10 protein-coding genes are annotated in these 12,776 nt (G+C 65.3%); 2 read left to right on the top strand and 8 right to left on the bottom strand.

Features of this window, described 5'->3' with window-relative positions; all coding sequences use genetic code 11:
• Positions 1-31 precede the first annotated feature (31 nt).
• Complete coding sequence (locus J3E64_RS12655) at positions 32-901, top strand: NAD(P)-dependent oxidoreductase (RefSeq protein ID WP_253343380.1); 870 nt, start codon at positions 32-34, stop codon at positions 899-901.
• Positions 898-2,601 carry an amidohydrolase gene (locus J3E64_RS12650; RefSeq protein ID WP_253343379.1) on the top strand — a complete coding sequence of 568 codons (1,704 nt, stop codon included), beginning with the start codon at positions 898-900 and terminating at the stop codon, positions 2,599-2,601. The genes J3E64_RS12655 and J3E64_RS12650 overlap by 4 nt, the downstream gene beginning before the upstream one ends.
• A gap of 6 nt (positions 2,602-2,607) precedes the next feature.
• Here J3E64_RS12650 and J3E64_RS12645 read toward each other — a convergent pair whose 3' ends face one another.
• The 8 genes from J3E64_RS12645 to J3E64_RS12610 form a co-directional block, all read right to left on the bottom strand.
• Entirely contained in the window at positions 2,608-4,356 is a 1,749-nt protein-coding gene (locus tag J3E64_RS12645; protein ID WP_253343378.1) for an MFS transporter, read from the bottom strand.
• A complete protein-coding gene (locus tag J3E64_RS12640) occupies positions 4,353-5,099 on the bottom strand; it encodes an FkbM family methyltransferase (protein WP_253343377.1) in 747 nt (248 codons plus the stop codon). The genes J3E64_RS12645 and J3E64_RS12640 overlap by 4 nt, the downstream gene beginning before the upstream one ends.
• Entirely contained in the window at positions 5,096-6,232 is a 1,137-nt protein-coding gene (locus J3E64_RS12635; protein ID WP_253343376.1) for a glycosyltransferase family 4 protein, read from the bottom strand. The genes J3E64_RS12640 and J3E64_RS12635 overlap by 4 nt, the downstream gene beginning before the upstream one ends.
• On the bottom strand, positions 6,229-7,530 hold the full coding sequence (locus tag J3E64_RS12630; RefSeq protein WP_253343375.1) for a hypothetical protein: 1,302 nt from the start codon (positions 7,528-7,530) through the stop codon (positions 6,229-6,231). Before J3E64_RS12630 ends, J3E64_RS12635 begins: the two co-directional genes overlap by 4 nt.
• Complete coding sequence (locus J3E64_RS12625; RefSeq protein ID WP_253343374.1) at positions 7,527-8,264, bottom strand: methyltransferase domain-containing protein; 738 nt, start codon at positions 8,262-8,264, stop codon at positions 7,527-7,529. Before J3E64_RS12625 ends, J3E64_RS12630 begins: the two co-directional genes overlap by 4 nt.
• A gap of 62 nt (positions 8,265-8,326) precedes the next feature.
• On the bottom strand, positions 8,327-9,457 hold the full coding sequence (locus tag J3E64_RS12620) for a glycosyltransferase (RefSeq protein ID WP_253343372.1): 1,131 nt from the start codon (positions 9,455-9,457) through the stop codon (positions 8,327-8,329).
• Between the two features lie 3 nt (positions 9,458-9,460).
• Entirely contained in the window at positions 9,461-10,792 is a 1,332-nt protein-coding gene (locus J3E64_RS12615; protein WP_253343435.1) for an exopolysaccharide biosynthesis polyprenyl glycosylphosphotransferase, read from the bottom strand.
• An 88-nt stretch (positions 10,793-10,880) separates the two neighbouring features.
• Positions 10,881-12,776 carry an XrtA/PEP-CTERM system amidotransferase gene (locus tag J3E64_RS12610; protein WP_253343370.1) on the bottom strand — a complete coding sequence of 632 codons (1,896 nt, stop codon included), beginning with the start codon at positions 12,774-12,776 and terminating at the stop codon, positions 10,881-10,883.

The following is a 12,776-nucleotide window of genomic DNA, read 5'->3' as shown; positions in this document are numbered from 1 at the left end:
CGAAGACGGACGCACTATCTGAACGAGGCTTATGGCGAACATCGCATTTATCGGCCTGGGGGTTATGGGTGGCCCGATGGCCGGCCATCTTGCCAAGGCGGGGCATCGGCTGACGGTCTACAATCGTTCCATCGGCAAGGCCAAGAGCTGGGCTGAAGCCTTCGGCGGCGAAGTCGCGATCAGCCCGGCCAAGGCGGCCGAAGATGCGGAGATCGTGATCAGTTGCGTAGGCACTGACGACGACCTGTCGCAGGTGACGCTGGGGCGCGAAGGCGCGTTTCGGTCTATGCAACCGGGTAGCCTGTTTATCGACCATACGACGGTATCGGCCAGGATCGCACGCCAGTTGTTCGTGGAGGGCGAAGGCCGCGGCATTCACAGTGTCGATGCACCGGTTTCGGGCGGACAGGCGGGGGCCGAAAACGGCCGCCTTTCGATCATGTGCGGCGGCAGCGAACCGGCCGTGGAGGCAGCCCGGATCGTGATGCAGGCCTATGCCGCGCGGATCGTGCATGTCGGCGGCGCGGGCGCGGGTCAGACCACGAAGATGGTGAACCAGATCTGCATCGCAGGGGTTATTCAGGGCATGAGCGAGGCGCTGCGCTTCGCACAGGCGTCGGAACTGGATCTCGACAAGGTGTTCGAGGCGATTTCCGGCGGAGCGGCGCAAAGTTGGCAAATGGACAATCGCTGGATGACGATGGCACAGGACAGTTTCGATTTCGGTTTTGCTGTGGATTGGATGCGCAAGGACCTTGGGCTTGCATTGGAAGAGGCCAGGGCTAACGGGTCGACCCTGCCGGTGACTGCGCTGGTCGACCAATTCTACGCCGACGTGCAAGCCATGGGCGGCAACCGGCAGGACACCAGCGCACTGGTACGACGGGTTACGCGCGCATGAAGCGCCGGTGGCTGGCGGCGTTTGCCGCGATCACCCTGCCCGCCCCCGCGCTGGCGTCGGGCGTCATCGACAATGTGAACGGCATCGCGCTCGATACCAATGGCCATATCGTCCGCTTCGGCGCGCTGATGATCGACGATGAGGGCAGGGTCGAAAAGCTGATCGAGGGCCGCTACAAGGAGCCCGAATATAAGCGGCCGAAAAAGGCCAAGAAAGGACAGCCGCAAGCCGAGGCACCCAAGGGACTGACGTTCAAGATGGATGCGGGCGGCAAGACGCTGATCCCCGGCCTGATCGACGCGCATGGCCATCTGATGGGCCTGGGCCTCTCGCTCGTCACACTGGACCTGTCCGACACGAACTCGCTGGCGGAGGCGCAAGCCAGGATTCGTGCCTATGCGCAGGCCGGCACGGGCCGAAAATGGATTATCGGGACGGGGTGGAATCAGGAACGGTGGGGACTGGGCCGTTTTCCCACGGCCGCAGAACTCGACGCCGCCGTCGGCGATATTCCCGTCTGGCTGGAACGGGTGGACGGCCATGCCGGCTGGGCCAACAGCGCCGCGATCCGTGCCGCCGGCGTGACCGCCGCCAGCAAGGCGCCGGCCGGCGGCCGAATCGAGATGGCGGGGGGAAAGCCGGCCGGCGTTTTCGTCGACAAGGCGATGGACCTGATCCAGCGCGTCGTCCCGCCCCCGGCGCCGAAGGACCGCGATGTCGCGCTGGAAAAGGCGCAACGATCCCTGATTTCCATGGGCATCACCGCGATTGCGGACATGGGAACCACGATAGAAGACTGGCAGGCGTTCCGCCGGTCGGCCGATCGCGGCGCGCTGCGCGTGCGGATCATGTCCTACGCTTGGGGTCTGGACAATATGGTCATGATCGCGGGCCCCGAACCGACGCCCTGGTTGTATGACGACCATCTGCGTATGGGCGGGCTAAAGCTGATGCTGGACGGGGCGCTGGGATCGCGCGGCGCCTGGCTGAAGGCCGATTATGCAGATGCGCCCGGCCAGCGCGGCCTGCCCATGATCCCCGACACGCAGCTGCGCAACCTGATGAGCCGGGCGGCAATGGACAACTTCCAAGTGGCGGTGCACGCCATTGGCGACGCCGCGAACAGCGAATTGCTGAACGCCATCCAGGAACTGGGCGATACGTACAAGGGTGACAGGCGCTGGCGTATCGAACATGCACAGATCGTCGATCCGGCGGATCTTCCGCGCTTCGGGCAACTGGGTATCGTCGCATCGATGCAGCCGGTGCATGAAACGTCCGACTGGCGCATGGCGACCGCCCGCATGGGCGAAACGCGCCTGCAGGGCGCCTATGCGTGGAAGGCGATGCTGGACAATCATGTGCCGCTCGCTTTCGGATCGGACGTCCCGGTGGAAAGCGCCAACCCCTTCCCCGGTATCGCAGCCGCCATGTCGCGCGAGGATGCTCAGGGCCAGCCACCGGGCGGGTGGATGCCGCAACAGCGTGTCAGCTTCGTTGCCGCGCTCGACGGCTTCACCCGGCAGGCCGCTTATGCCGGTTTCGCGGAAAAGAAATTCGGCAGCCTGGTGCCGGGCCAGCGCGCCGACTTCCTGCTGATAGACCGGGATATTTCGACGATCCGTCCGGCCGAAATCCGCGAAACGCAGGTGCTGGAAACCTGGATCGGCGGCAAACGCGTCTATGTGAAGGGGCAATAGCCCTTTTCACATGGCGTTGCCGGCCACTGTCATGGCGTCGTCGAACGTCTGGGGTAGCGGCGGCTGCACCGGCTTGTCGCACCCCACATCCTTCATGTGCGCGCGCAGCCTGTCCATGCGGCCAAGGTTCCAGCGCGCCAGCGGCACGCCGAGCGGACGGAAATCGGCACGCTCGAACAGTTCGACCACATAATCGCGGCATAGCTCGTCCACCTGATCGATCGACAGCATACCCAGGTTCATCACCATGGGCCGCCCCGGTACGCCGTTGCGTCCCCGCACCAGGTCGGTGACATAGAGGCCGCCGCGCGGATCGACCAGCACGACATCCGCCTCGCTCGAATCGATCAGCCGGTGGCTCGCCGCATAGGGCGCGACGAACGCATAGGTGCGCCACACCAGAAAGCTGCTCGACAAGGCCGTGATGATCAGCCCGACGATCAGCGGACGCATGGCGCCGGCGGGGCGGAAGCGCGCCCAGCCAAGGCCCGCGAGCAGGCAAAAGGGGCCGATATACCCATGTGCATAGCGGAAGCCCCAGCCATAGCCCTGCGCCAGCGCCAGTCCGCATCCAGCCAAGCATCCCAGCGCGAGCGGAAATGCGACCTCCCGCCCCTGGATAATCTTTCGCCAGCGCATCGCCGCGATTCCCAGCATGGCCAGCGGTACCATCAATATGTCGTTCCACGCGGCATAGCGGCTGAGATTGACGAGCGGCTGCCAGCGATCACCCAGCCGCTCGAACAGACTGCCAACCTTGTCTGCCACGCCTGCGGACGGACGCACGTCAGCGGGCGCACCCAGCGCGTGCAGCAGGAATTCGGGCCATATCTTCGCCCAGACGATCACGATGGCGGCCAGCGTGATCATGTGGAACAGCGCCACGCCCCAGCGACGCGCCAGCAGCATCCACAGGATGAACGGCGCGATGAAGATAGGTGGGAAATGCCATTGGTGCAGGCCCGCCGCCGCCAGCGCCACCAGGCCCGCGCTGCCATGGCCAAGCCAACCGCCGCGCAGGACCAGCGCCAGCCATACCATGTTGAGGGCAAAATGCCCCGTCATCGCATAGGGCGTCATCGCCGTGACCCAAAGCTGGCTGGACGACATTCCGAGCAGGATCGTCACCCACACCGCGTCAGGCCGGCCCGGCATCAGGTGCAATGCGACCCGCCAGAGCGAGAAGAGGCCGAGCGCCAGCAGGGCGGGACCAGCCAGATTGGGATCACCCAGATGCCAGAACAGGGCCTGGATCGCGCTGTTGACGGGCAGATAAGCCGCCGTCCAGTAGTCGGCCGCGCCGAAGGGCGAGAAAAATTCGGGCATGATCGCCCGGCGATAGGGCTCCCATTCCGGCGGGATCGGACGCGCGAACAGCCCTTCGCGCATATAGGCGGCGGCAAACCGCGCGACTTCCTCGTCCCGGGAAACGGCATAGTCCTGGAACAGTGCATAATGGCCGGCCCAGGCGGCGATACACAGCAATACGATAAGCGGCACGACGATGCGCGCAGTCGGCGGCGGCAGCGCGATGCCGCGCCCTTCGGCGAATGGCACGGCCAGCGCCATCAGCAGGATCGATCCCGCCAGAGCGGGAAAATCCTGATCCAGGAACAGGATGACCGGCAGGCTGATCCCCTGGCGATAGGTTACATGCCACAGGAACGTGGCGACCAGCCAAAGGGCAAGACCGATCGCACCGGCCAGGAACAAGGCCCGTGCGCTGACGAAACCGCTTCCGCGTACGCGATTCACGCTGCGACCAGCCTTTTATGGACAAAGATTCCGTCCATCTCGACCAGCAGCGGGAAATGCCCCTTGTTGTTGGCGAAAAAGGCAGAAGCAAGGAAATCACGCGCCTCCAGCCAGTCGATCATCGCGCGATACCCGGCGCCCCCGTCATAGATCGGCCGCACGCCCAATTCCGTCTGCACCCCCGTCATCTGCGCCAGCGCCGCCCCTGCACCTTCGCACACCGAAAGATCGTGCCCTTGCGTATCCATCTTCAGGAACGGTCGCGTAAATCCGTGGGTCGCGGTCAACTCCGGCAGCAGCGTGTCGAGTCTGCGACATTGCATCTCCACCGTGCCGGTCACCCTGTTACGGTCGGCGAAGATCGCGTCCTGCGCGTCGGACGGCGCCTTGAGTGAGGAAAACTGGTCGGCGGCCATGATGTTGAATTGCGCGGTGCCGTCGAAATCGGACAGGGCCATGTTGAACACATGCCAGCGCGCGTCCCCGGACGCGTGGCGCTGCAACTGGGCGAACACCTCCGGATTGGGCTCGAACGAGAGGATCGTACCGCGATAGCCCGCATCCTTGCGCAGCATGGTCGCATATTGACCGCGATTGGCGCCGACATCGAACAGGCAGTCGACGGCAAAGGTGGACAGGAAACGGCGCAGCGCCTGTACCTCGGGATATTGATGGACGCGCCCGGCCGCGGCCAGGCGCAGCGCCAGCACGCGGTCGGACAGTTCGCGCCGGTATCGGTTCATGACAGCAGCGTCCCGTAAAGGGCCAACGTCGTCCTCGCCATATCCTTCCAGCTTCCCATCGCTTCTCCATAGGCGCGCGCGCGCCTGCCGTAATCCTGCCTCGCCCCCGCATCGCCGACAAGCGGCAGCAGCACCTGCTCCAGCGCGGCCGCACTGCCCGCGCGCGCGCGCGCGGCGACGCCATTGGGCAACTGGCCGAACATGCCCGCGTCCGATACGGCCATCGCCTTGCCATGGTGCAGCGCCGACAGGAAGGCACCGCTGGAATCGATATGGCGATAGGGAAAGACCATCACATCCGCCTTCGCCATATGCGCGTCCAGCCTTTGCTCTTTCAGAAACCCGAAATCGGTGATCAGGCGGTCGGCAAAACCCGCTTGCTTCACCCTGGCCAGCAGCGGGGCGACGTCCATGAACGGCTTGCCTGCGAGCACCAGTTCGAAGCGATGCCCGGCGCGCCAGAGCGAAAGGCAGGCGTCGATGAGCAGGTCCACGCCTTTGTAAGGACGCAGAGTGCCGAAGAACAGCAGTCGCGGCAACGCCGGGTCCGGAATCGCCTCCAGATCGACCGGAGCCGCTGGCGCCAGCCGCATCGGCGGATGCGGTGTTACAAGAACGCGGCGGGGGTCGACACCCTGCCCCACCAAAGCCGCGCGCGTCGTATCGCCATGGACCACCAGCGCGTCGAACATGTCCAGCATCGCCCGATACCCACGTCCCTGCACGCCGGCGTCAGCATGGTAGGCGTCGGCATTGTGCACGGTATGGACCAGCACCGGCTTACCCCTGAGGCGGCCGAGCAGCAGCCGGTCGGCGGGGGCAAGCGGCAGCCACTGCATATGAACCACATCGGCATCGATCATCCCGTCCAGCCGCCCGAGCGCGCAGGTCGCGGCATATTCCGCTGCCTTGAGCAGTCGGAAACCCCGCCCCTCTCCCAGTCTTGCGCGCACTGCCTCGCTGCGCGCGAAGAAGCGTGGCCGGTAGCGATAGCCGCACGGCGCGATCGCATCGGTATCGCGCATCGGGCGACCCAGCAGGGTGACGTTGGCGCCCTCGTGCGCCATGGCCGCGCAAAGATTATCGTCATAGCGCCCGGTAAAGAGCGACGGATCGACCATCGCGACCTTCATGTCCGCGCCAGCCCACGCAGCAACGACAGATGCAGGCCCGCCACCAGCAGCAGCGTCGCCGCATAGAGACTCAGGAAAGCGAGATCGAAACGAGCGGGCCACAGCCACCAAGCCAGCGGGACCGACAGCAGGGAGCCGGCCAACAGCGGAAGCGAGCGATGCAGCAACAAAGTGAAGTGACCCAGCGCGCCATGCACATAAACCGACACGCACACCAGTGCGAGAGCCAGAAGCGCCACGCCGATCAGCACCAGATCGTCCGTCCCGATCGCCGCGCGGCCATCGAACAGCGCCTGAAACAACGCTTCGCCGACCAGCAACAGCAGCCCCGCTCCTCCCGCGGCGAACAGCATCGCTACGCCGCCGGCCCGCAGCAACAATTGACGCAGCCGCGTCCTGTCGCCGCCGTGATAGGCCCGGGTTATCCTGGGAAGCGCCGCTTCCACCATCGCGCGAACAAGCATCGACAACGCGCGGGACATCTTGAAGAAAAAGTCGAACAACAGCATCGGCCGGATCTCGCCGGTCACCATGGCGATGGTGAAATAGGGCGCATTATAGGCGACGATATCCGAAACGGTGAAGGCAGCCGATGCGCCGATATCGCGCAGATAGTGGCGCCGAACATGCCCGCCGCCCACACGAAATGCCAGCCAGTGCCTGCCCGTCATGCCCAGTCGCTGGTGCACATGGAGGATGGCATAGCCGATGACGGCAATGCTGACGGCCAGTTGCAGCGCCACCGACAGGCGCGGATCGAGCCCGCCCAGCATGGCCAGAAGCAGGGCGATGGTGCAGACGCGGCGCGCGCAATCCAGCGCTTCCCAAAGAAAATTGCCATCCATCGCCGCCAGCGCGCGCTTTGCCAGCAGGGCGGGCAGGTTGAGGCAGGCCGAAAGGAAGAAAAGCAGGAACAGGAGCGGCATGCCGCTCGACAGGCCGCCCATCGCCAGCGCGCCGAGCAGGATCAGCACCGCGCCCGCGATCAGTAGCGCGAGGAAAAGGAACAGCACCCCCATCTCCTCCAGCCGGAAACCGCCATCCTCCTGCGCCTGCGGACCGCCCAGCCAGTGCCGCCGTAGCCGCGCATAGATGATGCTGGTCAGCCCGAAATCGGCCGAGATGGTAAAATTGCCGAACGCGACGAGCAGCAGGAACGACTGGAATTCGGCTATCGGCAGCACCCGCACGAATACGAAGGTGACGGCAAATCCCCAGACCAGGATCAACCCCACATTCGCGAGTTTGGCGAGGGCAAGGATGCGGGCCGAACCCTCCATCCGCGCCATACGGGTCATGACGGTTTTCGCGCGCGGAACAGCCGGTCGCCCAGCGCGTAAAAATGGGCGACGTCCGGGTCGATCGACGACGCGTCGATTTCCTCCAGATCAAAGCCCGCCGCGCGAATGCGATCGGCAAGGTCCGGGCCATATTGGCGCACATGGTCCCACTGGCCAAAGCGCCGTTCGCGTTCGCGCGGAGGCATGGCGAAACTGCCGTCCTCCGTCGGCCGGTCCCACAGCGGCACGATAAGCCATGCCTCGCCCCCTGGCCTTAGCGCACGCAGGATATTGCGCAGCACCGCCCTGTCGTCGGGCACATGTTCCAAGACATGACTGGCGTAGAACAGGTCGTAGCGCCCCTCTTCGGCCAGTTCCATCAGGTCGACCCGGCGCACCCCGGGTACCGGGTAACGGGACGGGTCGAGGTCAGCCGGTACATAATCGCGCGCGGCGGAAAAACGCCGGACCAGGCTCCCTTCATTGGGCGCCATGTGCAGGACCGCGCCGTCGACGGGCATCCGCAGCCGCCCTTCGTCGATCAGCCAGTTCATCAACCTTTCGCGCGGAGACGCGCCGCATTCGGGGCATCCCCATTCAGCATTGTCGCCATAGCGGAAAAAGCCGACGACGGTGCGTCCGCAGGCCGGGCATCCCCGGTTCGCGCGTGCGCCCATCGCCTTTCGCGCCCGAAGGACCATCCGGGTCAGATGCTTGCCGGCGGCCTTCGCCACCCGCTGAAGGGTAATCACATGCTTCTCCGCAAGAGGACAGGCACTGGCCTATACAATATCGGCACCATTTGGCGAGAGGATCAGCGCGACTGGGCGGGGTTCCAGACGGTCATGATCCCGCCGCGCATGGCCCGGACCACGCCCTGGATGGTCGCGGCATAGGCGATGACGATGTCGACCAGCGCTGCGAGCGGGCCGCCCCGCGCCCGCCAGCCGGTCCAGATCAGGATCGCCGCCGCCGCCGCGCCGATCAGGAAGAAGGACGGCGACCAGCGCAGCATCAGTGCCGACGCAGCCAGCGCGCCGACAAGGATGAATATACCGCCGAACCACCGCACGATCTTGCGCGAGGCGTATTTGAAGCGGTCGAGCGCCCCCATGCGCCGCAATTGCGGGCGAAGATGGACATGAGTGTGCCACGCGCGTGCGGCGATGCGTACCTTGCGCCGATATTCCTCGGTTCGCGCCGTAACCAGCCGCTCGCGCGCGATGACATCCTTCGCCTTCACCAGCCTGTAGCCGGCGAATATCACCGCCATCGACACGGTCAGATCGTCGAGCACGCTGTCGGGAAAGGCGGGATAGAGATCGCGCCGGATCGAGAAGATGGAACCGTCCGCCCCCAGGACATTGCCGGTGCGCGACTCCTCGTCCTTCAATCGTTCCTCGATTCGCCAATAGAGCGATCCGACCGCCGCCGTCGCGCTGTCCCCCTGCCCCATATAGTGGAGCGACCCCAGCACGCCGCCGACCTGCGGATCGGCATAGCGCGCGAGCAGATTGTCGATCGCGTCGGCGTCCAGCAGCACGTTGGCATCGGTGAAAATCAGCACGTCGCCGCCGGCCTGCGCCGCCAGCCGCTTCATGCCATGTGCCTTGCCGCTCCGCCCCGGCCCGCGCAACAACGCGACGATATCCCCGCGAGCCTCGATCAGCGCGGCCGTCTCGTCGGAGGATCCATCATCGAACGCCAATATTTCCAGCGAGGGATAGCGTGCCTTCAGCATCGCCAGATTGTCGAGCTTCTCGGGCATCGCCGCCACCTCGTTATAGGCGCAGAAAAGCAGGGATGCGCTCGGCGCGGCGCCCGGCTCCGGCCGCTCGGGACGGGTCGGCAAGGTCCGCAGGACCAGCGGATAGACAAGAAACGGCCAGAGCGTCGCGACCAGGCTCAGGATCAACAGCGCGGCGAGGATCAGGTCGACCGTCATGGCTCAATAAGCCTTGTAGTGGACGAGCACGCCCAGCGTCGCGAATATGATCCGCAGGTCGCGCCAGATCGACCAGTCGCTCACATATTCCAGGTCCGAATGCAGCCGGTCGATCAGGTCCTGATGATGATCCGTCGATCCGCGATGACCGCGCACCTGCGCCAGGCCGGTCATGCCCGGCTTGATGCAATGGCGCGCCCAATAGCGTGGGTCGACTTCCCAATACAGGCTATCTCCCGCCTTGGCGGCGGCGGCATGGGGCCGCGGACCGACAATGCTCATATTGCCCCGCAAAACGTTGAAAAGCTGTGGTAATTCGTCGATGCTCGTGCGGCGCAGGAAGGCGCCCACGCGTGTCAGCCTGTCATCGTCACGCCGGGTCAGGGTCGCGGCGCGATGGTCGCTCGCCTCACTGCGCATGGATCGAAACTTGTAGATCTGAAACGGCCGCGCGTCCTTGCCGATCCTGGGCTGGCGGAACAGCACGGGGCCGGGGCTGGTCAGCTTTACCGCCAAAGCCGCGCCAATCAGGATCGGCGAAAGCACCAGTGTCGCCAGCCCGCCGAACAGCAGGTCGAACAGCCGCTTGATCAGGCGATCGCGAAATTGCAGCGGGCCGCCCGCGACGATCAGCGTGGGCTGCCCGTCAAATTCACCCACCCGCGCCGGCGCGAAGCGCAGCAGTTCGGGCACGACGATTTCCCCGCGGGCGGACAACGACTTGAGCGCGGCGGACCAGTCGCCCATCCGGTCGATCGGGCAGGCGACAATCACTCGTTCCGCCATGCCGACCGCCGCCGCGAGCCGCGCCGCCATGTCGGCATCATGCCGTTCGGGGTGAAGGTCCGCAGCATCCGCCTGGATGATCTCCATATGCGGGCCGGTCTCTATGGCAACGCCGTCCATGATGACGGCGGTGAGGTGCGGCACGGCCCCCAGCAGGCGCTCCGCGATCCGCGCGATGCCCAGCCGCACCAGTGTCACCGCGCCCGCACTCAGAACCAGCCCCGTCAGAAAGGTTAGACGCGACAATTGCTCGGCGATCTTGCCCAGATAGACGATCAGCAGCATCAGCAGCGCGGCCTGCGCCAGCGCCATCAACGCACGGACAATGCCCCGTCGCACCCGGTCCAGGGCGTTGATGCCGTAGGCGCCGCCCTGAATGGCGAGAATGGCGTAGAGCGGCGCGACCATGGCGAACATCACGATGCCGTGCGGCTTGCCCGGCTCGCCCCAAGGCTCGCCCAATATCAGGATGTTGGCCAGCAGGAAGGCGACGAACAGCCCCGCCATGTCCCCCGCGAGGCACAGCGCGTAAAGCCGCAGTCGCAGCATTTCCTTGGACACCGTCACGGATGCGCCCCGATTATCGTCATGCGTCCCGTTGGCACCGCCGGGCGCGGCTTGCAAGGGCTCTCGACCGTCAGGCCCCGAACAACCGCTCCAGTGCCTTGTCCAGCATCAGCAACTGCCAGAGCAGGCGGCCATGGTCGGCCATTCCGGATTTATGGTCGGTGGCGACCTTTGCCAGCATTTTCGTGTCAAACCAGCCTGTGCGCACAAGCGCGGAGCCGCCCGCAATGGCGCTCGCCTCGCCCGCCAGCGGACCCCGGAACCAGGCACTGATTGGTGTCACGAAGCCCATTTTCTGGCGATAAAGTATGTCGTGCGGAAGGAACGGCTCCATCGCCTTCTTCATCAGATACTTGCCGCTGTTGCCGTGGATGCGTTGCCTCACGGGCAGGCGTGCGGCGAATTCGACCAGCCGATGGTCCAGCAAGGGCTCGCGCGCTTCCAGGCTGACCGCCATACTCATCCGGTCGGTCTTGGTCAAAATGTCGCCGGGCAGCCAGATTCGGATGTCCGCATATTGCGCGCGGTCCAGCGGATCGCGCGCGGGCGCATCCGCCATCGCCTTCACATAGCGGTCCTCGGCGCGATAGCCGGCCAGTCGGCCTTTCACGTCCTGCGAATAGAGACGTTGGCGCAGCCCGCGCGGAGTCACGCCGACCGACGCGGCGTAGGCCTCCCCGCCGTCGCCCGCCAGTTCCAGGAAGGTGGATTTCGCACGCAGGACGCGCGGCGCCCAGTCGGCCTTGGGATAATAACGCCCCAGCGTGCCGAACAGCGGCTGGCGAAGGGACGCCGGCAGCAGTCCGCGCACCCGTTCCCCCTGCATCTGGAAACGATGGCGGCGATAGCCGGCGAAGGCCTCGTCCGCGCCGTCCCCCGACAGGGCCACCGTCACCTGTTCCCGTGCCAGTTCGCACACCCTGAATGTGGGCAGGGCGGACGCATCGGCGAACGGTTCGTCGAAATGATGGGCCAGCGTGTCGATCAACCCGTAATCGTCGGGTGATACGATGCGGGTGCGATGGTCCGTGGCGAAACGTCGGGCGATACGGTCGGCATAGGCTGTTTCATCCAGGCTCGCGACGTCGAAACCGATGGTGCAGGTCTTGACCGCCTGCCCCGATGCTTCGGCCATCAACGCAACGACGCTGCTGCTGTCGACGCCTCCTGAAAGAAATGCGCCCAGCGGCACGTCGGCAACCATGCGCGATCGCACGGCCTGCCGCATCAGCGCGACCAGTTCCTCCTCCAGCGCTTCGGGCCGCGCGCGCGTTCGCTCCGCGAAGCTCACATCCCAATAGCGCTGCGGTTGGGGCATGGGCCGCCCGCGCACCAGACGCAGCGTCTCTCCCGCGCCCAGCTTGCGCACGCCCGCGACCAGACATGCGTCGTCGGGCACATAGCCATAGGCCATATAATCCTCGACCGCCGACAGGTCGGGCGCGCGGCGCAGCAACGGATGGGCGAGCAGGCTCTTGAGTTCGGACCCGAAAATCAGGCTGCCGTCGGACAATTGCGCATAATGTAACGGCTTGACCCCCAGCCGGTCGCGGACCAGCCAGAGCGCCTGCGCCCGCGCGTCGAACAGGGCGAAGGCGAACATGCCGTTGAAGCGATGAACGCAATCCTCGCCCCATTGCCGATAACCGTGCAGAATGACTTCCGTGTCGCTATGGGTGCGGAACACATGGCCCTTCGCCTCCAGTTCGGCGCGAACCTCGGCGAAATTGTATATTTCCCCGTTGAAGACGACCGCCAGCGCCTCGTCGTCCGTCAGCATGGGCTGCGCGCCCGATTCCAGGTCGATGATCGAAAGGCGCAGGTGGCCTAGGCCGACCCCCGGCGCGGTCCAGATGCCGCTGCCGTCGGGGCCCCGATGCGGCATGGCGTCCAGCATCCCGCGCACCCGCGCGGGATCGACCGGCTTTGCCGTTTCCAGGTGGAAGATGCCCGCTATGCCGCACAT

This window comes from Sphingobium sp. OAS761, from assembly GCF_024168485.1.
In the GTDB taxonomy this organism is placed as follows: domain Bacteria; phylum Pseudomonadota; class Alphaproteobacteria; order Sphingomonadales; family Sphingomonadaceae; genus Sphingobium.
Note: the sequence above shows the minus strand (reverse complement) of the source record. Positions and strands in the feature narration are given on the sequence as shown.